This window comes from Metapseudomonas otitidis (assembly GCF_011397855.1).
GTDB lineage: Bacteria > Pseudomonadota > Gammaproteobacteria > Pseudomonadales > Pseudomonadaceae > Metapseudomonas > Metapseudomonas otitidis.
Map to the genome: position 1 here is coordinate 6,010,935 of NZ_AP022642.1, position 23,634 is coordinate 6,034,568.

A 23,634-nucleotide genomic window follows, 5' to 3' on the forward strand; every position below is an offset into this window, starting at 1 on the left:
GTTCACACCGGCTCGAACCGCTCGCCCTTGAAGCAGCGCACCGGGTTGCCCCGCTCCACCCGGTGGTGGAACAGGCGGCGCTCCGCGCGCAGGGCGCCGTCCGCCTCGTCGGCCCGTTGCGCCAGGCGCTGGCCGATGAGGAGGATGGCCAGGCGCTTGTTGGTGTGCTGGCTGCGCTCGCTCTGCACCTTGACGCTGATGCCGCTGGCCAGGTGGGTGGCTCGCACTGCCGAGTCGGTGGTGTTGACGTGTTGCCCGCCGGGGCCGGAGGCGCGCAGGGCTTCGAAGCGGATCTCGCCTTCGAGGCTGGCCGGCGGCGGGGCGAAGCGGGCCCCGCCGAAGAACCAGTTCTTGCGCCCGTGGTTGGGCCGGTAGGGGCTGGGGCAGGTCCATTGCAGGGTGCCTTCCCAGTCCCGGGCGAGGCCGTCGGCCTGGTCACCGTCCAGGGCCAGGAGGGCGGAGACGAGGGTGCCGCGCCGGGCACCCTCCTCCCGCTCCAGTACCTGGACGCGCACCTGCCGCTGGGCGGCTTCGTGCGTCAGCCGCTGCAGCGCCTTGGCCACGGCCAGGGCGCATTCGTCCGGCCCCTGGGCCGCCGAGAGTTGCAGGAGGATCATCAGCAGCACCCTCCGCGCGTCTTGTAGGTCAGCACCGGCTTGAGCCGCGCCAGCACCTGCACCAGCCCGGCATCGCGCAGGGCGCCGACCACCGAGTCGATGGCCTTGTAGGCTTCCGGCGCTTCCTCGTAGATCAGCGCACGGTCGGCGCAGATCACCCGGCTGCCGAGGGCGGTGCGTTCCAGCTGCTCGACGCTGTAGCGCTTGGCGAGGCGGTCCTTGCACTCGCTGCGCATCCACTTGCGCCCGGCGCCATGGGCCAGGGAGTTGAGGCTGCGCTCGTCGGGCACCGGGGCCACCAGGTAGCTGTAGTCACCCCGGGAACCGGGGATGACCATCACGCCCTGATCGGCGGGGGTGGCGCCCTTGCGGTGCAGCCAGCCGTCGACGCCGCCGAGGGTCGCGGCGGAGACGAGGTTGTGGTTCACGTCCAGCAGTTGTTCGCCGTCTGCACGCAGGCGGTCGAGGATGCGTCGGGCGATCAGTTGCCGGTTGGCTTCGGCGAAGCGCAGGGCGCCGTCGTGGCGGGCCAGGTAGTGCTCGGCCTCCAGGCTGCCGGCCTCCAGGCCAGCGTGGCTGAAGCGGTCCACCTGCTCGCGCAGGATGGCTTCGCCCAGGCCACGCGAGCCGCTGTGCACCAGCAGGAGCAGGTGCTTGCGGTCGATGCCCAAGGCCGCCAGGGCGTCGGCGTCGTAGGCTTCGTCGAGCTGCTGCAGCTCGGCGAAGTGGTTGCCGCCACCGATGGTGCCCAGGGAGCGCTCGTGTCCGCAGGGCGGCAGGCCGAAGGCGGCGATCGCCTCGTGCCAGCTGTCGTCCAGCGGGGCGTCGAGGGAGCCCAGGCGCTTCTCCAGCTTGTCCAGGTGGAGCTTGGCGACGGGGATGTCGGTGCGCCAGAAGGCCATGCCGCAGCCGATGTCGTTGCCCACCAGGGCGGGGTAGAAACGCCCGCTGGAGAAGAACGCGGCGCCCACCGGGTAGCCGCGCCCCGGGTGCAGGTCCGGCATGCCGGCCACCCGTTGCATGCCCGGCAGGCGGGCGGTGGTTTCAAGTTGCTGGATCGCTTTTCCTTCGATCCAGGTGTCGTCCGCGGCGATCAGGGTGATGCCGTCGGACAGATTGCGAATGCAAGTGCCCATGGTCCAATCCAAATGGGTTGAAACGAAAATGCTTGGATTTGGCAGGCCTGGGGCCGGGCGATGCGGAACCGTCGCGAAGAAGGACGGAAGGGGCGATTAAGCCAGGCGCGACCTGCAAAGGGTGATCAGTGTTTGCATGATGAACCTCCTTTGCTGTCGGGTTGGGGGGAAAGGCGCGCATCTTAGGCGCGCCGACCGGGGTGACGCAAGCGCTGTCATTCACCGCCGACGGCGAAGTTGGGCAGGCTGTCCACCGGCTGGGCGAAGTCGAAGGGGATGGACTCCAGGGCCAGGCCGACGTTGCGCTGGATGACGAAGTGCAGGTGCGGGCCGGTGCTGTTGCCGGTGTTGCCGGAGCGGCCGATCTGCTCGCCGAGCACCACGCGCTGGCCTTCCTGGACCTGCACCGAGCCCTTCATGAGGTGCAGGTAGACGCCCATGGTGCCGTCGTCGTGGAGGATGCGCACGAAGTTGCCGGAGGGGTTCTCGCCCCGGCCGCTCTGGCGGTTCTCGGTCTTGACCACCATGCCGGCGCGGGCGGCGACGATGGGCGTGCCCTCGGGCATGGCCACGTCCTGGGCATAGCGGCCCTTGGGGGTGAAGTGGCTGTACTGGCCGTTGGCGCCCTGGGTCAGGCGGAAGGGGCCGCCGAGCCAGGGCAGCGGGTAGCGGTACAGCGAGGGTTGCTGCCGGGGGTCGCCCAGGGCGTAACGCAGGCGTGGCTTGTAGCGCAGGGCCTTGCCGGGGTTCTCGGGGCTGAGGGTGACCAGGCGGATCTTGCTGCGCGGGGGGAGCACCCAGCGGATCGGCCGGCCGGGGTCGCCGACGGCGTTGCTGACGTTCTCCAGACTCAGCTCCACTTCCACCGGGGCGAACAGGTCGTTGCGCACCAGCAGGGTCTCGCCGGCGTCGTGCTTTTGGGTCTCCAGCTTCACCGAGCGGTCCAGCCGCTCCACCATGCGGTCGCGGAAGACGAACACCTGGGCGCCGGAGACGGCCTTGTCGGTGTAGGTCACCACGCCGTTGGCGTCGGTGTACTTGTAGATGGTCAGTGCGCTGGCGGGCATGGCGGCCACCAGCAAGCAGCAGAGAAGTAGAGCGCGCCCTGGCATGACTGCACGTTTCATGAGTGTTATGAGCTGGCAAGCCTAGCAGCGCCGCCGGTCCTGTGCGAGGCGCCGGCAGTCGGGCTGTGACGGGGTTGGCTGGGGGCCGGTCCGGGCGGACCGGCGGGCATCAGGCGCCGGGGACGAAGTGCTTCTGGGCGGTGCCGCGGGCGATCAGGCGCGACAGGTAGTCGAGCTTCTGCGGGTCGCGGTCGACGAAGCGGAAGGTGAGCTGCAGCCACTCGCTGTCGGGCTTGGGCTCCAGCGCGGCGACGGCGTGCAGGTAGCCGTTGAGGCGCGCCACTTCGCCGCCTTCGCCCTGCTCCAGGTCGAGCACGGCGCTTTCCAGTACCTGGGGCAGCGGGTCGCCACGCTTCACCACCAGGTGGGCGTCCTTGAGGCTGATGGTCTTGATCACGCAGGAGAGCACCGCCGAGGGCAGGCGCAGCTGGGCCTGGCCACGGCCGGCGGGCACCTTGGGCGCGGTGCTCTTGGCCGGCGCGGCGAAGGCAGCGGCGGCCTGGACCGCCGGCTTGGCGCCGGGGCTGCTGGGCTTGACCACGTCGGCGCCCTTGCCACCGGTCAGCGCGGCCAGGGAGTCGTTGGCGAAGCCGCCGGTGCTGAGCATCTTGGGCGGTGCGGAGGCGGCCAGGGCTTCGAGGCGGCCGGCGCGGGCCAGCTGCTTCTTGACCTTGGTCACCAGCTGGTCGTTGGAGAAGGGCTTGCCGATGTAGTCGGAGACGCCGGCCTGGATGGCCTGCACCACGTTTTCCTTGTCGCCACGGCTGGTGACCATGACGAAGGGCGTGGTCTTGTGGCTTTCCTCGGCGCGGCACCAGGTGAGCAGCTCGAGGCCGGACATCTCCGGCATCTCCCAGTCGCAGAGGATCAGGTCCACCGACGAGCGGCTGAGCATCTGCTGGGCCTTGCGGCCGTTCACCGCTTCTTCGATCTGGATACCCGGGAAATGGTCGCGCAGGCCCTTTTTCACCAGGTCACGAATAAAGGACGCGTCGTCCACCACCAGCACAGTAACTTTGCTCATCAACCACTCCTCTCAGACCGGACCTAAGCATAGCTGCGGGCGATAGCGCTGTGCCAAATAGAATGCGCCCCGGGCAAGCCGGGGCGCGACGGGTCCAGCGGGAAAAGGGCGACCGGTCCGTAGGCGAAGCTTACTCGGACTTGGCCGAGCCCTTCACCTCTTCCTGCATGCGGGCCAGGCCCATGTGGCGCACGTCGGTGCCGCGAACCAGGTAGATCACCAGTTCGGCGATGTTGCGCGCGTGGTCACCGATGCGTTCCAGCGAGCGCAGGGCCCAGATGACGTTGAGCACGCGGCTGATGGCGCGGGGGTCTTCCATCATGTAGGTGACCAGCTCGCGCAGGGCGGTCTTGTACTCGCGGTCGATGTTCTTGTCGTACTGGGCCACCGACAGGGCCAGGTCGGCGTCGAAGCGGGCGAAGGCGTCCAGCGCCTCCTGGACCATCTTGCGCACCTGGTCGCCGATGTGGCGCACCTCGACGTAGCCCCGGGGCGAGACGCCCTCTTCGCACAGCTGGATGGCGCGGCGGGCGATCTTCGAGGATTCGTCGCCGATGCGCTCCAGGTCGATCACCGACTTGGAGATGCTGATGATCAGGCGCAGGTCGGAGGCGGCCGGCTGGCGACGGGCGAGGATGCGCACGCACTCCTCGTCGATGTTGCGCTCCATCTGGTTGATCTGGTCGTCGATCTCGCGCACCTGCTGGGCCAGGCCCGAGTCGGCGTCGATCAGCGCGGTGACGGCGTCGTTCACCTGCTTCTCCACCAGGCCGCCCATGGCCAGGAGGTGGCTGCGCACCTCTTCCAGCTCGGCGTTGAACTGCTGGGAGATGTGGTGGGTAAGGCTGTCTTTGTCGATCATTGTTCGCTCCGCGAAAGCTGCAGGCTCCACGCCGCCAGCTACAGGTCATTCGTGTTGTCCGGGTCCACCCGTGGGCGCCCGCGCAGGCGGGCCGCCCCGGCCACTAGCCGTAGCGGCCGGTGATGTAGTCCTCGGTCTGCTTCTTGGCCGGGTTGGTGAACAGCGTATCGGTATCGCCGAACTCGATCAGCTTGCCCATGTACATGAACGCCGTGTAGTCGGAGACGCGCGCGGCCTGCTGCATGTTGTGGGTGACGATGACGATGGTGTACTTGCTCTTCAGCTCGTAGATCAGTTCTTCCACCTTGAGGGTGGAGATCGGGTCGAGGGCCGAGCAGGGCTCGTCGAGCAGCAGCACTTCAGGCTCGACCGCGATGGTGCGGGCGATGACCAGGCGCTGCTGCTGGCCGCCGGAGAGGCCGAGGGCGGATTCGTGCAGGCGGTCCTTCACCTCGTCCCACAGGGCGGCGCCCTTCAGGGCCCACTCGACGGCTTCGTCGAGCACGCGCTTCTTGTTGATGCCCTGGATGCGCAGGCCGTAGACGACGTTCTCGTAGATGCTCTTGGGGAAGGGGTTGGGCTTCTGGAACACCATGCCGACGCGGCGGCGCAGCTCGGCCACTTCCTCGCCCTTGCGGTAGATGTTGTTGCCGTCCAGGCGGATCTCGCCGTCCACGCGACAGCCGTCCACCAGGTCGTTCATGCGGTTGAAGCAGCGCAGCAGGGTCGACTTGCCGCAGCCGGACGGGCCGATGAAGGCGGTCACGCGCTGCTTGGGGATGTTCATCCGCACGTCGTAGAGGGCCTGCTTCTCGCCGTAGAACAGGTTCAGGCCCGGCACTTCCAGGGCGACGGTCTCGTCGGCCAGGTTCAGGCTCTGCTTGCCGCGGCCCAGGGCGGAGATGTTGACGCCGTGGCTGTGGGTCTCGTGTTGCATGGTCTCGCTCCGTTCGTAGCCGGTGGCTACGCGCTCAGGTATTCAGGCGCGGCGGCCCTGGGGGCCGCCGGGCGTTCGATCAGTTTTCCAGCGCCTTGTACTTCTCGCGCAGGTGGTTGCGGATGGCCACGGCCGAGAAGTTCAGCAGGGCGATCACCAGCACCAGCAGCAGCGCGGTGGCGTACACCAGCGGGCGGGCGGCCTCGACGTTGGGGCTCTGGAAACCGACGTCGTAGATGTGGAAGCCCAGGTGCATGATCTTCTGGTCCAGGTGCAGGTACGGGTAGTTGCCGTCCACCGGCAGGCTCGGGGCCAGCTTCACCACGCCCACCAGCATCAGCGGCGCCACTTCGCCGGCGGCGCGGGCCACGGCGAGGATCAGGCCGGTCATCATGGCCGGGCTGGCCATGGGCAGGACGATCTTCCACAGGGTCTCGGCCTTGGTCGCACCGAGGGCCAGGGAGCCTTCGCGCACCGCACGGGGGATGCGCGCCAGGCCTTCCTCGGTGGCGACGATCACCACCGGCACGGCGAGGATCGCCAGGGTCAGCGAGGCCCAGAGCAGGCCCGGGGTGCCGAAGGTCGGCGCCGGGGCGGCCTCGGGGAAGAACATGCGGTCCAGCGAGCCGCCCACCACGTAGACGAAGAAGCCCAGGCCGAACACGCCGTAGACGATGGCGGGGACGCCGGCCAGGTTGTTCACGGCGATGCGGATGACGCGGGTCAGCACGCCCTGCTTGGCGTACTCGCGCAGGTAGATGGCAGCCACCACGCCGAAGGGGGTGACGATCACGGCCATGATGAGGGTCATCATCACGGTGCCGAAGATGGCCGGGAAGATGCCGCCCTCGGTGTTGGCTTCACGCGGGTCGTCGGCGAGGAATTCCCAGAGCTTCTTGAAGTAGAAGCCCAGCTTGTCCATCACGCCCATGGCGTTGGGCTGGTAGGCGTGCACCACCTTGCCCAGGGTGATTTCCTGCTCCTGGCCGCCGGCTTCGCGCACCACCACGCTGTCGCGGTTGAAGGCCTGGTGCAGCTCGGTCAGCTGGCCTTCGAGGGTCTTGTAGCGGGCGTCCAGCTCGGCGCGGCGCGCGGCCAGGTCGGCCTGGGCCACGGCGTCCAGCTCACCCTTGAGTTCCAGCTTGCGGCCTTCCAGGCGCAGGCGCTCAAGGCCGTGGTTGATGCCGCCGATCTCCTTCTTCTCCAGCCGGTAGAGCTGGGCGTAGAGGTCGTCGACGCGCTTGAGGCGCTCCTGCAGCACGGGCATGGCGGCCTCGCCTTCGGCGATCACCTTGCCGTTTTCCTTCACGCTCACCAGGCGGCCGTAGAAGTTGCCCCACTCGCGGCGCTCCATGGCGATCAGGTCGGCAGGCTTCTGCAGGTCCTTCAGCCACTCGCCCACCACCCAGGTGAAGTCCGCGCCGTAGACCTCGCGGTTGCCCACCTTGAGCAGCTCGCGGGTCATGAACTCGGGGCTGTCGTCCTGCACCGGCAGGCCGGCGCTCTTGAGGCGCGCGCTGGGCACCTCCTCGATCTGCACGGCCTCGCCGATCACCGCCTTGGGGGCCTGGCCGGGGATGCTGTACTGCGCTTCGACCAGGTCGGCCGGCCAGAAGTGGCCGAGGCCGCGCACGGCGATCACCGAGAGCAGGCCGATGGTCATGATGACGGCGATGGCCACGGCGCCACCGCTCATCCAGACGCCCGGCGCGCCGCTCTCGAACCAGTTCTTGAGGGAAACCTTTTTCACGGATGTCTCCAACTCGTGAGTCTTCCAGTGCCTCCCGCCCGGGGCCGGAGGCGCTTGTTTGTCCAAACCCCCTCCCGCCGGGAGGGGGCCGTCGCGGCGCGGGCCGCCTTACAGGGATGCGTACTTCTTGCGCAGGCGCTGGCGGATCAGTTCGGCCAGGGTGTTCATCACGAAGGTGAACATCAGCAGCACCAGCGCGGCGAGGAACAGCACACGGTAGTGCGAGCCGCCCACTTCGGATTCCGGCATCTCCACCGCGACGTTGGCCGCCAGGGTGCGCATGCCTTCGAAGATGTTCACTTCCATCACCGGGGTGTTGCCGGTGGCCATCAGCACGATCATGGTCTCGCCCACCGCACGGCCGAGGCCGATCATCAGGGCGGAGAAGATGCCCGGGCTGGCGGTGAGGATCACCACGCGGGTCAGCGTCTGCCAGGGCGTGGCACCCAGGGCCAGGGAGCCGTAGGTGAGGCTCTTGGGCACGCTGAAGATGGCGTCTTCGGCGATGGAGAAGATGTTCGGGATCACCGCGAAGCCCATGGCCAGGCCGACGATCAGGGCGTTGCGCTGGTCGTAGGTGATGCCCAGGTCGTTGCTGATCCACAGGCGCATGTCACCGCCGAAGAACCAGGTCTCCAGCAGCGGGCTCATGCCCAGGGCGAACCAGCCCACCAGCAGGACGACGGGAATCAGGATGGCGGCTTCGAAGCCGTCCGGCACGCGCAGGCGCACCGACTCCGGCATGCGGCTCCAGATGAAGCCGGCCAGCAGGATGCCGATGGGGGTCAGCAGAAGCAGGCTGAAGATGCCCGGCAGGTGGCCTTCGACGTAGGGCGCCAGGAACAGGCCGGCGAAGAAGCCGAGGATCACCGTGGGCAGCGCTTCCATCAGTTCGATCACCGGCTTGACCTTGCGGCGCATGCCGGGGGCCATGAAGTAGGCGGTGTAGATGGCGGCGGCGATGGCCAGCGGAGCGGCCAGCAGCATGGCGTAGAAGGCGGCCTTGAGGGTGCCGAAGGTCAGCGGAGCCAGGCTCAGCTTGGGCTCGAAGTCGGTGTTGGCGGCGGTGGACTGCCAGACGTACTTGGGCGCGTCGTAGCTCTCGTACCAGACCTTGCCCCACAGCGCGCTCCAGGAGACTTCCGGGTGCGGGTTGGACAGGCGGAACGGCAGGAACTTGCCATCGGCCTCCACCACCACGCGGTTGGCGCGGGGCGACAGGGCCAGCATGCCGGCACCTTCGGTCACGGGCTCGATCAGCAGGGTGCGTTCGGCGGTGCTGTGGAAGACGCCGAGCTTGCCGCTGGCATCCAGACCGAGGAAGCCCTTGCGGCGCTCTTCCGGGGCGATCTGCACCACCGGGGCGCTGCCCAGCTGGAAGCTGCGGATGTGGGTCAGGCGCGCTTCGCCGTCGGCACCACGAACCATGAACCACTGGCCGATGCTGCCCTTGGAGTCGCCCACCATGAGGGAGATGCCACCCAGCAGCAGGGCGCTGGCGGTGGTTTCGCGGTCGCCGTCCTCGAACAGCTTGTAGCGGCCGTTGAGGGCGTGCTCACGCAGGCTGAAGACGTCCGCCTGGGCGCGCCCGTTGATCACGTACAGCCACTGCTGGCGCGGGTCGACGTAGATGGCCTTGATCGGCTCGACCATCTGCGGCAGGGCGATGGCGTTCTGCTCGACGGTGGTCTCGCCGGTGAGCATGTTCTCCTGGCTCACCAGCTCCTGCACGTAGAGCTGGTTGCCGGTGGAGCCGGCCAGGACCAGGGTCTCGTCGTTCTGGTTGACGGCCACGTGCTCCAGCGGCTTGCCCTCGAGGTTCAGCGCCATGGGCTTGTCGCCGAAGGGGTAGTCGATGCGCGGGGTGATCACGCGCTTGTTGTCCGGGTAGGTCACCTGGTAGCTGTGCTTGAACAGCAGCACCTGACCGTTGGACAGGCCGAGGGCCACCAGCGGCTGGCCGGGCTGGTCCTGGCCGATGGAGGCGACGCTGACGCCTTCGGGCAGCGGCAGGGCGACGCGCTGGAGTTCGGCGCCGTCCTTCGTGGCGAAGAACACCACCTCGCCCTTGTCGGAAACGCGCATGCCCACCTGGTTCTGCTCTTCCAGGGTCAGCAACAGCGGCTTGCCGGTCTCCTGTTGCAGCCAGGCCGGGGCCTGCACCTTCTTCGCGGTCAGCTCGGCGCCCTTGAACAGGGGCAGCACCACGTAGGCGAGGTAGAAGAAGATCAGGGTGATGGCCGCGAGGACCGCGAGGCCGCCCACCAGCACGTACCAGCGGGTCAGGTTGTCTTTCAGCGCGCGAATGCGCCGCTTGCGCTGCATCGCCGGCGTATTGAAGTCGATGCGCGCGGGGGGATTCGTCGAGGTCATGGGAGAACTGGCCAGGTCATTCATGGGGCACACCCTAAAGCCTTCGTATGACAGAAAGATGACAGCGTGGTGACGCAACGAAGCCCGCCCGGGGCGTGATGCCGGGGGCGGGCCTTCGCGCCGGGGATCACCCGGCGCCGTCGCATCCTTGCGGGGCGGCCGATGGGGGAAGCCGCCCCTTCATCTGCCCTGGATTACAGGCCCAGATCCTTCAGTGCTTTTTCAGCGACCTTGGCCGGCAGCGGGATGTAGCCATCCTTCACCACGACCTGCTGGCCTTGTTGTGACAGGACCAGCTTGATGAACTCGGCTTCCAGCGGGGCCAGAGGCTTGTTCGGGGCCTTGTTGACGTAGACGTAGAGGAAGCGGGACAGCGGGTAGCTGCCGTTCAGGGCGTTCTGCTCGTTGTCTTCGATGAACTCGCCGCCTTCCTTCTTGGCCAGGGCCACGGTCTTCACGCTGGACGTCTTGTAGCCGATGCCGGAGTAGCCGATGCCGTTCAGGGACTGGCTGATGGACTGCACCACGGAGGCGGAGCCCGGCTGCTCGTTGACGTTGGCCTTGAAGTCGCCTTTGCACAGGGCTTCTTCCTTGAAGTAGCCGTAGGTGCCGGATACCGAGTTGCGGCCGAACAGCTGGATCGGCTTGTCGGCCAGGTCGCCGGTCACGCCCAGCTCACCCCAGGTCTTGATGTTGCTCTTGCCACCACACAGGCGGTTGGCGGAGAAGATGGCGTCGACCTGCTGCATGGTCAGGCCTTTGATGGGGTTGTCCTTGTGCACGAAGATCGCCAGGGCGTCGACGGCCACCGGGACGGCGGTGGGCTTGTAGCCGTACTTCTGCTCGAAGGCCTGCAGCTCGACGTCCTTCATCTTGCGGCTCATCGGGCCGAGGTTGGCGGTACCCTCGGTCAGGGCCGGCGGCGCGGTGGAGGAACCGGCAGCCTGGATCTGGATGTTCACGTTGGGGTATTCGCGCTTGTACGCTTCGGCCCACAGGGTCATCAGGTTGGCCAGGGTGTCCGAACCGACGCTGGAGAGGTTGCCCGACACACCGGTGGTCTTGGTGTAGGACGGGATGGACGGGTCGACGGCGGCAACCGCGCTGGCGGTGGCAACGCCGGCGGCGACGAAGGTCAGGGCCGCCATCAAACGCTTCAGTTTCATGCCTTGCTCCTAGCAGAGGATAGGGTTGGATGAGTCGGGGGCCAGTATCGGAAGGCCGTGTGAACACTCTATGACCCGAATATGACAATTGGATGAATGGCCATCATGCCGGTCCAACCCCTGGCGACCGCCACTCATCCCGACAGGAAGCCCACCCGGGCCCGCTCAAGGAGAACCCCATGAAAGCGCTGCACCTGCTGCCCCTCAGCCTCGCCGTCCTCTGTGCCGCCTGCGGCGAGCGTGCCGCCCTGCAGGTGGCCGACGGCACCGGCCCCACCCCGCAGCTGCCCCCGCCGAACAAGACCCTGGTCCCCACGGTGAACATCGCCCCCGCCACCGGCTGGCCCGCAGGCGGCCGTCCCCAGGCCACCCAGGGCACCGAGGTGAAGGCCTTCGCCGAAGGCCTGGACCACCCGCGCTGGCTGTACCTGCTGCCCAACGGCGACGTGCTGGTGGCCGAGAGCAACGCCCCGGCCAGTGACGGCGGCTTCAGCCTCAAGGGCTGGATCGCCGGCAAGATCATGGAGAAGGCCGGCGCCCGCACCCCCAGCGCCGACCGCATCACCCTGTTGCGAGACACCGACGGCGACGGCGTGGCCGACCTGAAGACGCCCTTCCTGGAAAACCTGCATTCGCCCTTCGGCATGGCCCTGGTGGACGACACCCTGTACGTCGCCAACGCCGACGCCCTGGTGAAGGTGCCCTACCAGCCCGGCCAGACGCGCATCGACGCCACGCCGCAGCGGGTCACCGACCTGCCGGCGGGCATCAACCACCACTGGACCAAGAACGTCATCGCCAGCCGCGACGGCACCCGGCTCTATGTCACCGTCGGCTCCAACAGCAACGTCGGCGAGAACGGCCTGGAGATGGAGCAAGGCCGCGCCGCGATCTGGGAAGTGGACCGCGCCAGCGGCACCAAGCGCCTGTTCGCCGGCGGCCTGCGCAACCCCAACGGCCTGGCCTGGGAGCCGGACAGCGGCGCGCTGTGGACGGCAGTGAACGAGCGTGACGAGATCGGCAGCGACCTGGTGCCCGACTACATCACCTCGGTGAAGGACGGCGGATTCTATGGCTGGCCCTGGAGCTACTACGGCCAGCACGTCGACGAGCGCGTGCAACCGGCCAACCCGGAGAAGGTCGCCAGCGCCCTGGTGCCGGACTACGCCCTGGGCCCGCACACCGCCTCCCTCGGCATCGCCTTCGGCCGCGGCAGCGCCCTGCCGGATTTCCAGAACGGCCTGTTCGTCGCCCAGCACGGCTCCTGGAATCGCAAGCCCCACAGCGGCTACAAGGTGATCTTCGTGCCCTTCAAGGACGGCAAACCCAATGGCCAGCCGGTGGACGTGCTGACCGGCTTCCTCGACGCCGACGGCAACGCCCAGGGCCGCCCCGTGGACGTGCGCCTGGATGCCCAGGGCGCCCTGCTGGTGACCGACGACGTCGGCAACACGGTCTGGCGGGTGACCCCCACCGCCCGGTGATAACCGGGCCAGCCCCGCAGCGCATAGAGCCGCCCCGTACGTGGCGGCCATGTAGGGTGGGCCGGGCGGCGTTCCGCTTCAGCCCACCAGCGGTGCTCAGCGTGGGCTGAAGCCCACCCTACGGGAGTGCCCCACGAAGTGCGCTCGATCAGCGCTTCTGCCCGATCAGGTACAGACCGATGAACACCGCCACCCCGCACAGGGCCGCCACGTAGTAGGCCGGCCCCAGCGGGTCCCACTTCATCAGCAGCGAGACGATCATCGGCGTCAGCCCGCCGAAGATGGCGTAGGCGAGGTTGTAGGAGAACGACAGGCCGGAGAAACGCACCACCGGCGGGAAGGCCTTGACCATCACGTAGGGCACCGCGCCGATGGTGCCAACGAACAGCCCGGTCAGCGCATAGAGCGGGAACAGCCAGTCCGGGTGTGCCTTGAGGCTGGAGTAGAAGGTCCAGGAACTGGCCGCCAGCAGCAGCCCGCCCACCAGGAAGGTACGGCCCGCACCGAAACGGTCGGCCAGGGCACCGGAGGCGATGCAGCCGACGGTCAGGCAGACAATGGCCAGGCTGTTGGCCTTGAGCGCGGTGGCCGCGTCGAAGCCGTACACGGTCTGCAGTACGGTGGGGGTCATGAGGATGACCACCACGATGCCGGCCGACAGCACCCAGGTCAGCAGCATGCTGATGGCGATGGCGCCCCGGTGCTCGCGCAGCACCGCCTTCAGCGGCACCTCCTCGGCCAGCGCCTTGCGCTGCTGCAGCTCGGCGAACACCGGCGTCTCGTGCAGCCAGCGGCGCAGGTACACGGAGAACAGGCCGAACACACCGCCCACCAGGAACGGCACGCGCCAAGCCCAGGCCTGCACCTCTTCCGGGGTGTAGAGGGTGTTGATCAGGGTCGCCATCAGCGAGCCCAGCAGGATGCCGGCGGTGAGGCCCGAGGTGAGCGTTCCGCAGGCGTAGCCGACATGCCGCGCCGGCACGTGCTCGGCCACGAACACCCAGGCGCCGGGCACCTCGCCACCGATGGCCGCGCCCTGGATCACCCGCATCAGCAGCAGCGCCAGCGGCGCCCAGATGCCGATCTGCGCGTAGGTGGGCAGCAGACCCATCACCAGGGTCGGCACCGCCATGAGGAAGATGCTCAGGGTGAACATGCGCTTGCGCCCCAGCAGGTCGCCGAAGTGCGCCATGACGATGCCCCCCAGCGGCCGTGCCAGGTAGCCGGCAGCGAAGATGCCGAAGGTCTGCAGCTGGCGCAGCCACTCGGGCATCTCGGCGGGGAAGAACAGCTTGCCCACCACAGCGGCGAAGAACACGAAGATGATGAAGTCGTAGAACTCGAGGGCGCCGCCCAGGGCGGACAGGGACAGGGTCTTGTAGTCGCTACGGGTCAGGGGACGCGCGGGCGCCTCGGAGGCGGAAACGGTGGCCATGTGGGGTCTCTTGTTCGGGGGGCAGGCAAAGCGTGCCCGCCACTGCGTTGGCGGCGGGCCGGTCCGCAACATAGCAAAAAGGCCTACCGGGCACACAATCTCTGACGTATGACCGCGACAAAGCCCGACCGGGCGGTCGTCGCCCGCCACGCCGACCTATATACTGCGCGCTGTTGCGCACGGACGACGGGCAGTGGGTCGACGGGCGCCCGGGGATTCTTTGCAGGGCAGCGTGCCCTTCCCCGCCCACCGAAGCCAAATCAGAGCAGCACAGGGGTAGAGGCACCCCAGGCATGATCGAGATCGAAGAAGAAGAAAACCTGACTCCCCAGGGCGACCTGGCCCTGCAGATCACCGCGCTCCCGCGCGAAACCAACGGATTCGGCGACATCTATGGCGGCTGGCTGGTCTCCCAGATGGACCTGGCCGGCACCGCCATGGCCAACAAGGTCGCCGGCGGACGCGTCGCCACCGTGGCCATCGACCGCATGGCCTTCCTCGTCCCGGTCGCCGTCGGCGCCCAGCTCTCCTTCTATACCCAGACCCTGGAGATCGGCCGCAGCTCGATCCAGATGCTGGTGGAAGTGTGGAGCGACGACCCCCTCTCCAGTGAATGGCGCAAGGTCACCGAAGCGGTGTTCGTGTTCGTCGCCATCGACGGCAGCGGCCGCACCCGCCCGGTTCCCCGCCGCAGCTGATGCACCGGCCGGCGGGAACCTCGCCGGCCCTGCCCTTGCCCAAGCTCGGGCCATCCCCACGAGAGAACGCCGATGACCCGCGCGACCCCGCAGATCGAACGCATCGAAATGGACTCGCTCGCCTGCTGGCGGGTACTCACCGCCGAAGCCGAGCTGCTGGTCGCCCAGCAGGGCGCCCAGGTGCTCAGCTACCGCCGCCACGGCGAGCAGCCGCTGATCTGGCTCAGCGAACAGGCCGGCTACCAGCGCGGCCAGTCGGTGCGCGGCGGCGTGCCGGTGTGCTGGCCCTGGTTCGGCGACCTGCGCCGCAACCCCGATGCCGTGCAGGCGTGCTACCCCGGTGACGGCAACGCCCCTGCCCACGGCCTGGTACGCGGCCTGGACTGGGAGCTGGACGGCGTCGAAGCCCTCGACGGCGAGGTGCAGCTGCGCTTCAGCCTCGACACCCGACGCCAGCCCCTCCCCGGCTGGCCCCACGCCGCCCGCCTGGGCCTGACCCTGCGCCTCGACGCCCAGCGCCTGCACCTGGCCCTGGACACCGAAAACCTCGGCGACGCCCCCCTGGCCATCAGCCAGGCGCTGCACACCTACTTCGCCGTGAGCGACATCCACCAGGCCCGCGTCGAAGGGCTGGACGGCTGCGACTACATCGAGACCCTGGACGGCTGGAGCCGCCGCCGGCAGGCCGGTGACGTGGCCTTCAGCGGCGAGACCGACCGCATCTACCTCGGCGTCCCACGCCGCGTCGCCATCCACGACGCAGGCTGGAACCGCCGCGTGGTGCTGGAGGCCGAGGGCTCGTCCTCGGCGGTGGTGTGGAACCCCTGGATCGACAAGTCCACCCGCCTCTCCCAGTTCGCCCCCGACGCCTGGCAGCGCATGCTCTGCATCGAGACCGCCCAGGTGATGGACGACGTTCTGCACCTGGCGCCAGGCGCGCGGCACCGCCTCGCGTTCAGCCTGTGGAGCGAAGCGCTCTGATCCCCTCCGGGGGCCGGCATGCGCCCGCCCCCACGCCTCGCTAAAAATCCCGATACATTCTCTCGCTGGTCATCACCCCGGTGACTGGGCAGCATGGCGCGCGTGATTCCCAACCCTATAGAGAGCCTGTGATGCGCCGATTCCTCAGTATCGCCCTGGCCCTGTGCGTCGGCCTGACGCTCAGCCTGGACGCCAACGCCAAGCGGATGGGCGGGGGCAAGACCTCCGGTGCCGCGCCGACCCACCAGACCCAGCAGACCCGCCAGGCCCAGCCCAACACCCCGGCCGCCGCCCCCAACGCAGCGGGCCGCCCGGCTGCCGCCAGTGGCGCCTCGCGCTGGCTCGGCCCGCTGGCCGGCCTCGCCGCCGGTGGCCTGCTGGCCTCCATGTTCATGGGCGACGGCTTCGAAGGCATGCAGATCTTCGACTTCCTGATCATCGCCCTGATCGCCTTCGTCATCTTCCGCTTCATCGCCGCTCGCAAGCGCCAGCAGATGGGCCAGCCGGCCATGGCCGGTGCCGCCGGTGGTGCCCCCTTCCAGCGTGAAATGCCGCAGCAGCAGGCGCCGATCTTCGGCAGCGCCGCCCCGGCGGCCCCGGCTCGCGCCTTCAACGCGCCGAGCTGGTTCGACGAAGCCCGCTTCGTCGAGGCCGGTCGCGAGCACTTCCTCGCGCTGCAGCAGCACTGGGACGCCGCGGAGATGGACAAGATCGCCGAGTTCGTCACCCCGCAGATGCTCAACTTCCTCAAGGAAGAGCGCGCCAGCCTGGGTGAAGGCTTCCAGTCCACCTACATCGACAACCTGCAGGTGCAGCTGGACGGCATCGACGAACTGGCCGACAAGACCGTCGCCACCCTGACCTTCAGCGGCGTCTCCAAGACCTCCCGCTTCGACCAGGGCGAAGTGTTCAGCGAAAGCTGGCGCATGGAGCGCGTCAACGGCGACAACCAGCCCTGGCTGGTGGCCGGCATCCGCCAGAACTGATCGCGACACTGGCATGAAGAAACCCCGGGCTTGTCCCGGGGTTTTCTTTTGTCGGGCCTTGAGGATGAAGGGTGGATGACGCTCTTCGCATCCACCAACTCCCGCCGCCCACCCTCCGGTCGGGCTGTACACGATCCGTAGGATGCGCTGAGGCCACGAAGCGCATCGCGTCCACGCCAGGCCGTGGCACCACCTGTTGCGCCCGGCCCGATGGGCATCGCTGCGCTCAGCGCCACCCTACGGGGGCGTTGACCATGGCTTTGGCGCGGGGCCGGGACGCTGCGCGGCATCACACCGTCTCGGTCATCCCCGCGCCCGCCGCCTTGCGCATGCCGATATGGGGGATGTCATCCTCCAGGTACACCTCGGTCACCGGCTCGAAGCCGAACCGCCCGTAGTACCCCTGCAGGTGCGCCTGGGCCGACAGGTACACCGGCATTCCCGGCCAGAGCCGTTCGCAGGCTTCCAGCGCCTGGGCCATCAGCGGCCGGCCCAGGCCCGCGCCGCGCGCGCTCGCCTCGATCACCACCCGGCCGATGACCACCTCGCCGCCCTGGCGAACCGGGTCCAGCAGGCGCAGGTAGGCCACCAGGCGTTCACCGTCACGGGCCATCAGGTGGTGGGTGTCGCCCACCAGGTCCAGCCCATCCACCTCCAGGTAGGGGCACTTCTGCTCCACCACGAACACCTGGGTGCGCAGGGCGAGGATGGCGTAGAGCGCCTCCTTGGTCAGGGCGTCGTGGTGCTGGCAGCTCCAGTCCAGGGTCATGTGCGGGCCTCGCGTAGTCGATCAGGCCGGGCAGTATGCCGGCGCAGCACGTCGCCCCGCGACGGTTTTTCCGACACGCCGGCTACTGTATAAAGCGCATCCCAATGCACGAGGGCCTGTCGCCGTGGAAGAAGTCATCGAACAGCTGCGCGAACTCAACGAACCGGTTCCCGTCCCGCTGGAGCTGCCCGACGAGGAGCTGCTGGTGGAGATCGAGGAACAGTTGCTGATCAACCTGCCCTTCGAACTCCGCGAATTCCTGCTCAAGGTCAGCGACGTGGTCTACGGCCGCCTGGAGCCGGTGACCGTCACCGACCCGCAGTCCCACACCTACCTGCCGGAAGTCACCGCCGTGGCCTGGGACCTGGGCCTGCCCCGCGACCTGGTGCCGATCTGCCAGGACGGCGACGACTACTACGTGGTCGACGCCGAAGGCGAGGTGCTGCTGTGGTCCGGCGCCGAGGGCGAGATGACCGACGAGAGCTGGGACTCCGTCTGGCACTGGGCCCGGGACGTCTGGCTCGCCAGCTGAGCCGGCGGGCCTCAGTGGGGCGGCCTGGGCGGGTTCTGCTCCAGGGTCTCCATCAGCGCGATCTGCATCCGTGAATGCACGCGGATCAGCCAGCGCCAGGCCAGTGCGATAACGCCTGCCGCCAGCAGGGCGATGAGCACCAGCAGCTCCACGGTCGGCAGGATGCTCGCCGACAGCGCCATCAGCAGCGGCATGAAGCCCACCAGGGCGAGCAGCGGGATCAGCTCGGCGATCACCTTGCGCACCCGCGCCGTGTGCCGCCCGGCCTTCTCCGGGCGCACGCCCATCTCCGCCAGGAGCATCGACAGCGCCTTGAGCTTGCGGTACGCGGCGATCAGGAAAGGCAGCGAGAGCAGCAGCGCCGCCCCCCAGACCAGCCCCTTCTGCAGGTTCTCCGCAGCCACCCAGTTCGCCACGTGCCCGGTCAGGGCACCGGCGAAGTAGGCGCCCGAAAGGAAGATGGCCACCACCAGCGCGATGTTGATCCCCACCTGCAGCAGGATCTTGCGGATCATCCCCGCCAGCAGCGCGCCCTCGCCGTGAGGCTGGATGCTGCGCAGCCAGTCGCCGTAGTGGTTGAACACCCGGGCGATGCGCGGCGGCACCAGGCTGGCGAGCCGCAGTGACAGCGGGTCGGCGGCACGGATCAGGTAGGGCGTGAGCAGCGTGGTGATGGCCGACACGGCCACCGCCACCGGATAGAGGAAGTCACTGGTCACCTTCAGGGTCATGCCCAGCGCCGCGATGATGAAGGAGAACTCGCCGATCTGGGACAGACCCATCCCCACCCGCAGCGAAGTGCGTCCGTCGTTGCCGGCGATGAAGGCGCCGACGCCGCAGGAGAGCATCTTGCCCAGCACCACGGCGACGGTGATCACCGCGATGGGCCAGGCGTAGTCCAGCAGGATGGCCGGGTCGATCATCAGGCCGATGGCGACGAAGAAGATCGCGCTGAACAGGTCCCGCACCGGCTCCACCAGGCGCTCGATCTGCGCCAGCTGGCGAGACTCGGCCATGATCGCGCCGATCAGGAAGGCCCCCAGCACCATGCTGTACTCCAGCTTCACCACCAGCAGGCAGAAGCCGAAGCACAGCCCCAGCACCGTCACCAGCAGCATCTCGTTGCTCTCGAACTTCGCCACGTAGGCCAGCAGGCGCGGCACCAGCAGGATGCCGATGACCAGCGCGACCACCATGAACAGGCTGAGCTTGCCGACGGTGGCGAACACCTGTCCGGTCTCTACCGAACCGGACAGGGCGATGCCGGACAGCAGAGCGATGATGCCGATGCCGAGGATGTCCTCGACGATCAGCACGCCGAAGATCAGTTGGGCGAAGCGCTCGTGCTTCATCTTCAGGTCGCCCAGGGCCTTGATGATGATGGTGGTGGAGGAGATCGCCAGGATTGCGCCGAGGAACAGCGAGTCCATGGTGCTCCAGCCGAAGAAGCGCCCGATCTCGTAGCCGATCCAGATCATCAGGACGATTTCCAGGAAGGCCGCGATGAAGGCCGTCGCCCCCACCTGGAAGAGCTTGCGCAGGCTGAACTCCAGCCCCAGGCAGAACATGAGGAAGATCACCCCCAGCTCGGCGAGGATCTTGATCGTGTGTTCGTCGTGGATCAGCGCGAAGGGCGGCGTATGCGGCCCGATGAGGAAGCCGGCGAGGATGTAGCCCAGCACCACCGGCTGCTTGAAGCGATGGAACAGCACCGTGACCATGGCGGCCACCAGCATGATCACGGCCAGGTCCTGGATGAAACTGATGGCATGCATGGCGCACCGGCTCCTCTTGCTCGTCAGTGCGCAGGCGTGGTCGCCGCGCCCGGGGTTACTCCCTTGGCCCCGAAGAGCCACGTAAGAATTCTGGAAGGCCTATGTCAGACCTTTCCGGAGAGTAACACCCGGCCTCACGCCATCATTTCCGCGAAACAAACCGAAACAGGTTTCAACCGCCGCTGCGGGCCTGGCTGGTTTCCAGCGCCAGCAGGTTCATCAGGAAGTTGCCGAAGAATTGCATGTCCTGCTCGATGGCCGCCCGCGCGCCACGGGCGTCGCCTGCCCGCGCGGCCTCATAGGCGTCTTCATGGAAGTCGTTCAGGCGCAGGGACAGGTCCGCCTCGGTGAACAGCTGGTTGAAGAAGGGCCCGACCTGCAGCCAGAGGGATTCGATCATGCGCAGCAGCGTCGGGTTGGCGCAGGCGCGGTAGAGGGTCAGATGGAACAGGCTGTTGTCGTCCAGGTAGCCCTGCACGTCGCGGCGCTCCAGGGCCTTTTCCATGCGCTCGACGCAGCCTTGCAAGGTCGCCAGCTCATCGGTGCTCAAGCGCGGTACGGCGGTTTCCACCGCCAGCCCTTCCAGCGCCAGGCGCACCTGGAACACCTGGGCGAAGCGTTCCCGGGTCATCACCGGCACCCGCACCGAGCGCTGCGGCTCGCCTTCCAGGGCGCCTTCGGCCACCAGGCGCTGCAACGCGGCGCGCACCGGCATCGGGCTGGTGCCCCAGGCGGCGGCAAGGTCGCGGATCTTCATGCGTTCGCCGGGTTTGAACTGGCCTGCCAGCAGGCCTTCACGGAGTCGGAGGTACAGCTGTTCCTGCAGGTTCTCGGCCATGGCGGATCACCGTGCGGAAACCGGCGGGGCCGGCAGTTGGCTGAGGGTCAGGCTGCAATCGCGCATCGTGGACACCGTCTATATCAAGGGTTGGGGAGGCCCGCACGGGCTGTGCGGGCGCGGAATTCGATCAGCAGAAGGACGGTTTCATTCGCCTCCTTGTGATCACAAAGCAGGTGAAAGGCTACTCCAAACGACGTATTCGGCCAATGCTTGACACAAATGTGATCACAAATCACGATGTGCGGAAATTCGAACGAGGTGTTCAGCATGACCGCCAGTGGTATCAGCCAAGCCGCCGTGGAAACCTTCGCCGCCCGTGAGCGCACCCGCTTCATCGAGCGCAACCCGACGTCCGTCGCCCTCGCCGAGCGCGCCCGCAACTCGCTGTATGCCGGCGTGCCGATGCACTGGATGGCCGACTGGTCCACCCCCTGCCCGCTGTTCGTCGAGCGCGCCAAGGGCGCCCGCTTCTATGACGTGGACGGCCACGAATACATCGACTTCTGCCTGGGCGACACCGGCACCATGTTCGGCCACTCGCCGGACCCGGTGGCCCGCGCCATCGCCGAGCAGGCCGGCAACGGCCTGACCACCATGCTCCCCGGCGAAGACGCCGTGGTCTGCGGCGAGCTGCTGGCCGCCCGCTTCGGCCTGCCCTACTGGCAGGTGACCGCCACCGCCACCGACTCCAACCGCTACGTGCTGCGCTGGGCCCGTGCCGTCACCGGCCGCAAGACCCTGCTGGTGTTCGACGGCTGCTACCACGGCACCGTGGACGACGTGATGGTGCGCAGCCGCGACGGCCGCACCGTGCACCGCTCCGGGCTGGTGGGCCAGGCCTACGACCTGACCCAGTACAGCCGCGCCATCCCCTTCAACGACGTCGAGGCCCTGGAGGCCGCCCTGGCCCAGGGCGACGTCTGCGCCCTGCTCTGCGAGCCGGCCATGACCAACATCGGCATGGTCCTGCCGGACCCGGGCTTCATGCAGAAGTGCCGCGAGCTGACCCGAAAGTACGGCAGCCTGCTGATCATCGACGAGACCCACACCATCTCCACCGACATCGGCGGCTGCACCCGCCTGTGGAACCTCGACCCGGACTTCTTCGTGGTCGGCAAGCCGATCGCCGGCGGCGTGCCCTGCGGCATCTTCGGCTGCAGCGCGGAGATGGCCGAACGCATGGCCGCCTCGCGCAGGCAGGCCCAGGAAGACAGCCATGGCCACGGCCACAGCGGCATGGGCACCACCCTCTCGGCCAACGCCCTGGCCATGCACTGCATGCGCGCCAACCTCGAAGCGGTCATGACCCAGGCCGCCTACGACCACATGCTGCCCCTGGCCAAGCGCCTGGCCGACGGCTTCCGCCGGCTCATCGCCCAGCACGACCTGAAGTGGTCGGTGACCGAGCTGGGCGCCCGCAGCGAATTCCAGTTCTGCCCGGTGTCCCCGCGCACCGGTGCCGAGGCCGAGGCCGCCTTCCACGACGAGCTGCAGATGGCCCTGCACCTGTACCTGATCAACCGCGGCATCCTCATCACGCCGTTCCACAACATGACCCTGTGCTGCCCCGCCACCTCCGAGGCGGACGTGGACCAGCTGATCGCCACCCTGGACCAGGCCATCACCGAGCTGCTGGCCATCCCCGGCGCCCGCGAATAGTCCGTAGACCGGTCGGGCGGATGGCGCTGTCATCCGCCCACACCCAACCACCGGTGGCTGGAGGACGCGCCAGCCACCCGACGCGAGAACCCCCATGCCCTTCGCCCATCCCCAGGAAGCCCGCGACTTCCTCGAACGCCACCCCGAAGTCCGCAGCATCGAGCTGATGCTGATCGACGCCAACGGCATCCCCCGCGGCAAGCTGCTGCACCGCGACGAGCTGCTGGCCATCTACGAGAATGGCCGCCCGCTGCCCAGCTCCATCCTCTCCCTCACCCTGCAGGGCGAGGACGTGGAAGCCAGCGGCCTGGTCTGGGAAGTGGCCGATGCCGACTGCTGGACCTACCCCCTCGCCGGCTCCCTGTGCCTGCAGCCCTGGCGCGCCACCCCAACCGGCCAGGTGCAGGTGAGCATGCACCCGACCCAGGGCCAGCCGGCCGCCGCCGGCGACCCGCGCCACGTGCTGGCGCGCACCATCGACCGGCTCAAGGCCGACGGCTACCACCCGGTGATGGCGGTGGAGCTGGAGTTCTACCTGCTGGACAAGCAGCGCGACGCCAACGGCCGCCCGCAGCCCGCCCTGCAGGCCAACGGCGTGCGCCCGCAGGCGCCCCAGGTCTACGGCGTGTACGAGCTGGAACAGTTGCAGCCCTTCCTCGACGACCTCTACGCCGCCTGCGAAGCCCAGGGCCTGCCGGTGCGCACCGCCATCTCCGAATACGCCCCCGGCCAGCTGGAACTGACCCTGGAGCACCGCTTCGACGCGCTGCAGGCGGTGGACGAAGGCCTGCGCTACAAGCGCCTGGTCAAGGGCGTGGCCAACAAGCACGGGCTGATCGCCTGCTTCATGGCCAAGCCCTTCGGCGACCTGGCCGGCAGCGGCCTGCACATGCACGTCAGCCTGGCCGACGCCGAGGGCAACAACCTGATGGCCAGCGAAGACCCCCACGGCACCCCGCTGCTGCGCCACGCCATCGGCGGCATGATGGCCACGCTCAACGACGCCCTGGCGATCTTCTGCCCCAACGCCAACTCCTACCGGCGCTTCCAGGCCAACAGCTACGCGCCGCTGGCCAAGAGCTGGGGGGTGAACAACCGCACCGTGTCCTTCCGCGTGCCCGGCGGCCCGGCGAAGAGCCGCCACGTGGAGCACCGCATCTGCGGCGCCGACGCCAACCCCTACCTGGCGGCTGCGGCCATCCTGGCCGGCATCCACACCGGCATCCGCGAACAGATCGACCCGGGCGAGCCCATCGTCGGCAACGGCTACGAGCAGGCCCGCGAAACCCTGCCCACCGACTGGCTCACCGCCTTGCGCAATCTTGAGCAGTCCGCCTGGGCGAAGGATGCCCTGGGCGAGGCGTTCCTGAAGATCTACCTCGCCATCAAGTGGGAGGAGTTCCGCCAGTTCGTCAGCGAAGTGGGCGAGCAGGACTGGCGCTGGTACCTGACCCACGCCTGACCGCTGGAAGCCCTGCCGAC

Annotated in this window: 20 protein-coding genes; 7 read left to right on the forward strand and 13 right to left on the reverse strand. The window is 68.1% G+C overall.

The window, feature by feature from the left end; translation table 11 throughout:
- Positions 1-2 precede the first annotated feature (2 nt).
- The 9 genes from prfH to PotMrB4_RS27765 form a co-directional block, all read right to left on the reverse strand.
- Positions 3-617 carry a peptide chain release factor H gene (gene prfH / locus PotMrB4_RS27725; RefSeq protein WP_172434998.1) on the reverse strand — a complete coding sequence of 205 codons (615 nt, stop codon included), beginning with the start codon at positions 615-617 and terminating at the stop codon, positions 3-5.
- A complete protein-coding gene (locus PotMrB4_RS27730; RefSeq protein WP_172434999.1) occupies positions 617-1,753 on the reverse strand; it encodes an RNA ligase RtcB family protein in 1,137 nt (378 codons plus the stop codon). Before PotMrB4_RS27730 ends, prfH begins: the two co-directional genes overlap by 1 nt.
- Before the next feature lie 215 nt (positions 1,754-1,968).
- On the reverse strand, positions 1,969-2,865 hold the full coding sequence (locus PotMrB4_RS27735) for a peptidoglycan DD-metalloendopeptidase family protein (RefSeq protein ID WP_044403464.1): 897 nt from the start codon (positions 2,863-2,865) through the stop codon (positions 1,969-1,971).
- A 124-nt stretch (positions 2,866-2,989) separates the two neighbouring features.
- Positions 2,990-3,904: a response regulator gene (locus tag PotMrB4_RS27740; protein ID WP_172435000.1), complete on the reverse strand. Its 915-nt coding sequence runs from the start codon at positions 3,902-3,904 to the stop codon at positions 2,990-2,992.
- Positions 3,905-4,034: 130 nt separating this feature from the next.
- A complete protein-coding gene (gene phoU / locus PotMrB4_RS27745; protein ID WP_044403468.1) occupies positions 4,035-4,766 on the reverse strand; it encodes a phosphate signaling complex protein PhoU in 732 nt (243 codons plus the stop codon).
- Between the two features lie 103 nt (positions 4,767-4,869).
- On the reverse strand, positions 4,870-5,703 hold the full coding sequence (gene pstB / locus PotMrB4_RS27750) for a phosphate ABC transporter ATP-binding protein PstB (protein ID WP_044403471.1): 834 nt from the start codon (positions 5,701-5,703) through the stop codon (positions 4,870-4,872).
- Positions 5,704-5,782: 79 nt separating this feature from the next.
- Positions 5,783-7,399: a phosphate ABC transporter permease PstA gene (gene pstA / locus PotMrB4_RS27755; RefSeq protein ID WP_142016543.1), complete on the reverse strand. Its 1,617-nt coding sequence runs from the start codon at positions 7,397-7,399 to the stop codon at positions 5,783-5,785.
- A 162-nt stretch (positions 7,400-7,561) separates the two neighbouring features.
- On the reverse strand, positions 7,562-9,850 hold the full coding sequence (locus tag PotMrB4_RS27760) for an ABC transporter permease subunit (protein ID WP_394354014.1): 2,289 nt from the start codon (positions 9,848-9,850) through the stop codon (positions 7,562-7,564).
- A gap of 170 nt (positions 9,851-10,020) precedes the next feature.
- Complete coding sequence (locus PotMrB4_RS27765; RefSeq protein ID WP_172435001.1) at positions 10,021-10,992, reverse strand: phosphate ABC transporter substrate-binding protein PstS; 972 nt, start codon at positions 10,990-10,992, stop codon at positions 10,021-10,023.
- Positions 10,993-11,171: 179 nt separating this feature from the next.
- On the opposite strand from PotMrB4_RS27765, the gene PotMrB4_RS27770 reads away from it, so the two are divergent.
- Positions 11,172-12,476 carry a PQQ-dependent sugar dehydrogenase gene (locus tag PotMrB4_RS27770; protein ID WP_172435002.1) on the forward strand — a complete coding sequence of 435 codons (1,305 nt, stop codon included), beginning with the start codon at positions 11,172-11,174 and terminating at the stop codon, positions 12,474-12,476.
- A 148-nt stretch (positions 12,477-12,624) separates the two neighbouring features.
- Here PotMrB4_RS27770 and PotMrB4_RS27775 read toward each other — a convergent pair whose 3' ends face one another.
- Positions 12,625-13,911 (reverse strand): MFS transporter, encoded by a 1,287-nt coding sequence (locus PotMrB4_RS27775; protein WP_074969726.1) that lies wholly within the window; start codon positions 13,909-13,911, stop codon positions 12,625-12,627.
- Positions 13,912-14,204: 293 nt separating this feature from the next.
- Between PotMrB4_RS27775 and PotMrB4_RS27780 the strand changes: the two genes are divergently transcribed.
- The 3 genes from PotMrB4_RS27780 (at position 14,205) to PotMrB4_RS27790 (ending at position 16,576) form a co-directional block, all read left to right on the forward strand.
- Positions 14,205-14,609, forward strand: a complete 405-nt coding sequence (locus PotMrB4_RS27780; RefSeq protein ID WP_044409881.1) for an acyl-CoA thioesterase — start codon at positions 14,205-14,207, stop codon at positions 14,607-14,609.
- A gap of 72 nt (positions 14,610-14,681) precedes the next feature.
- Entirely contained in the window at positions 14,682-15,590 is a 909-nt protein-coding gene (locus PotMrB4_RS27785) for a D-hexose-6-phosphate mutarotase (protein WP_142013350.1), read from the forward strand.
- A 131-nt stretch (positions 15,591-15,721) separates the two neighbouring features.
- Complete coding sequence (locus PotMrB4_RS27790) at positions 15,722-16,576, forward strand: Tim44 domain-containing protein (RefSeq protein ID WP_044409887.1); 855 nt, start codon at positions 15,722-15,724, stop codon at positions 16,574-16,576.
- Between the two features lie 289 nt (positions 16,577-16,865).
- On the opposite strand, the gene PotMrB4_RS27795 is transcribed toward PotMrB4_RS27790, so the two are convergent.
- Positions 16,866-17,345, reverse strand: coding sequence for a GNAT family N-acetyltransferase (locus PotMrB4_RS27795; RefSeq protein WP_074969731.1), 480 nt, complete (start codon positions 17,343-17,345; stop codon positions 16,866-16,868).
- Between the two features lie 124 nt (positions 17,346-17,469).
- On the opposite strand from PotMrB4_RS27795, the gene PotMrB4_RS27800 reads away from it, so the two are divergent.
- Positions 17,470-17,877: an SMI1/KNR4 family protein gene (locus tag PotMrB4_RS27800; protein ID WP_074969733.1), complete on the forward strand. Its 408-nt coding sequence runs from the start codon at positions 17,470-17,472 to the stop codon at positions 17,875-17,877.
- 11 nt (positions 17,878-17,888) lie between these two features.
- On the opposite strand, the gene PotMrB4_RS27805 is transcribed toward PotMrB4_RS27800, so the two are convergent.
- Both PotMrB4_RS27805 and PotMrB4_RS27810 read right to left on the reverse strand, forming a co-directional pair.
- Positions 17,889-19,652, reverse strand: coding sequence for a cation:proton antiporter (locus PotMrB4_RS27805; RefSeq protein ID WP_074969735.1), 1,764 nt, complete (start codon positions 19,650-19,652; stop codon positions 17,889-17,891).
- Between the two features lie 172 nt (positions 19,653-19,824).
- A complete protein-coding gene (locus PotMrB4_RS27810) occupies positions 19,825-20,490 on the reverse strand; it encodes a GntR family transcriptional regulator (protein ID WP_074969737.1) in 666 nt (221 codons plus the stop codon).
- A 270-nt stretch (positions 20,491-20,760) separates the two neighbouring features.
- Here PotMrB4_RS27810 and PotMrB4_RS27815 point away from each other — a divergent pair, with 270 nt between their 5' ends.
- Both PotMrB4_RS27815 and PotMrB4_RS27820 read left to right on the forward strand, forming a co-directional pair.
- Positions 20,761-22,152, forward strand: coding sequence for an aspartate aminotransferase family protein (locus PotMrB4_RS27815; RefSeq protein ID WP_074969739.1), 1,392 nt, complete (start codon positions 20,761-20,763; stop codon positions 22,150-22,152).
- A 94-nt stretch (positions 22,153-22,246) separates the two neighbouring features.
- Positions 22,247-23,614, forward strand: a complete 1,368-nt coding sequence (locus PotMrB4_RS27820; RefSeq protein ID WP_044409902.1) for a glutamine synthetase family protein — start codon at positions 22,247-22,249, stop codon at positions 23,612-23,614.
- The last annotated feature ends 20 nt before the right edge of the window (positions 23,615-23,634 follow it).

What these genes read in the sequence shown, in the direction of transcription:
- PotMrB4_RS27795 (WP_074969731.1), bottom strand. Translation starts at nt 17,345, where the DNA reads ATGACCCTGGACTGGAGCTGCCAGCACCACGACGCCCTGACCAAGGAG.
- PotMrB4_RS27805 (WP_074969735.1), bottom strand. Translation starts at nt 19,652, where the DNA reads ATGCATGCCATCAGTTTCATCCAGGACCTGGCCGTGATCATGCTGGTG.
- PotMrB4_RS27775 (WP_074969726.1), bottom strand. Translation starts at nt 13,911, where the DNA reads ATGGCCACCGTTTCCGCCTCCGAGGCGCCCGCGCGTCCCCTGACCCGT.
- PotMrB4_RS27770 (WP_172435002.1), top strand. Translation starts at nt 11,172, where the DNA reads ATGAAAGCGCTGCACCTGCTGCCCCTCAGCCTCGCCGTCCTCTGTGCC.
- PotMrB4_RS27790 (WP_044409887.1), top strand. Translation starts at nt 15,722, where the DNA reads ATGCGCCGATTCCTCAGTATCGCCCTGGCCCTGTGCGTCGGCCTGACG.
- PotMrB4_RS27765 (WP_172435001.1), bottom strand. Translation starts at nt 10,992, where the DNA reads ATGAAACTGAAGCGTTTGATGGCGGCCCTGACCTTCGTCGCCGCCGGC.
- PotMrB4_RS27780 (WP_044409881.1), top strand. Translation starts at nt 14,205, where the DNA reads ATGATCGAGATCGAAGAAGAAGAAAACCTGACTCCCCAGGGCGACCTG.
- pstA (WP_142016543.1), bottom strand. Translation starts at nt 7,399, where the DNA reads ATGAGCGGTGGCGCCGTGGCCATCGCCGTCATCATGACCATCGGCCTG.
- pstB (WP_044403471.1), bottom strand. Translation starts at nt 5,703, where the DNA reads ATGCAACACGAGACCCACAGCCACGGCGTCAACATCTCCGCCCTGGGC.
- phoU (WP_044403468.1), bottom strand. Translation starts at nt 4,766, where the DNA reads ATGATCGACAAAGACAGCCTTACCCACCACATCTCCCAGCAGTTCAAC.
- PotMrB4_RS27815 (WP_074969739.1), top strand. Translation starts at nt 20,761, where the DNA reads ATGACCGCCAGTGGTATCAGCCAAGCCGCCGTGGAAACCTTCGCCGCC.
- PotMrB4_RS27740 (WP_172435000.1), bottom strand. Translation starts at nt 3,904, where the DNA reads ATGAGCAAAGTTACTGTGCTGGTGGTGGACGACGCGTCCTTTATTCGT.
- PotMrB4_RS27820 (WP_044409902.1), top strand. Translation starts at nt 22,247, where the DNA reads ATGCCCTTCGCCCATCCCCAGGAAGCCCGCGACTTCCTCGAACGCCAC.
- PotMrB4_RS27760 (WP_394354014.1), bottom strand. Translation starts at nt 9,850, where the DNA reads ATGAATGACCTGGCCAGTTCTCCCATGACCTCGACGAATCCCCCCGCG.
- prfH (WP_172434998.1), bottom strand. Translation starts at nt 617, where the DNA reads ATGATCCTCCTGCAACTCTCGGCGGCCCAGGGGCCGGACGAATGCGCC.
- PotMrB4_RS27735 (WP_044403464.1), bottom strand. Translation starts at nt 2,865, where the DNA reads ATGCCAGGGCGCGCTCTACTTCTCTGCTGCTTGCTGGTGGCCGCCATG.
- PotMrB4_RS27730 (WP_172434999.1), bottom strand. Translation starts at nt 1,753, where the DNA reads ATGGGCACTTGCATTCGCAATCTGTCCGACGGCATCACCCTGATCGCC.
- PotMrB4_RS27810 (WP_074969737.1), bottom strand. Translation starts at nt 20,490, where the DNA reads ATGGCCGAGAACCTGCAGGAACAGCTGTACCTCCGACTCCGTGAAGGC.
- PotMrB4_RS27785 (WP_142013350.1), top strand. Translation starts at nt 14,682, where the DNA reads ATGACCCGCGCGACCCCGCAGATCGAACGCATCGAAATGGACTCGCTC.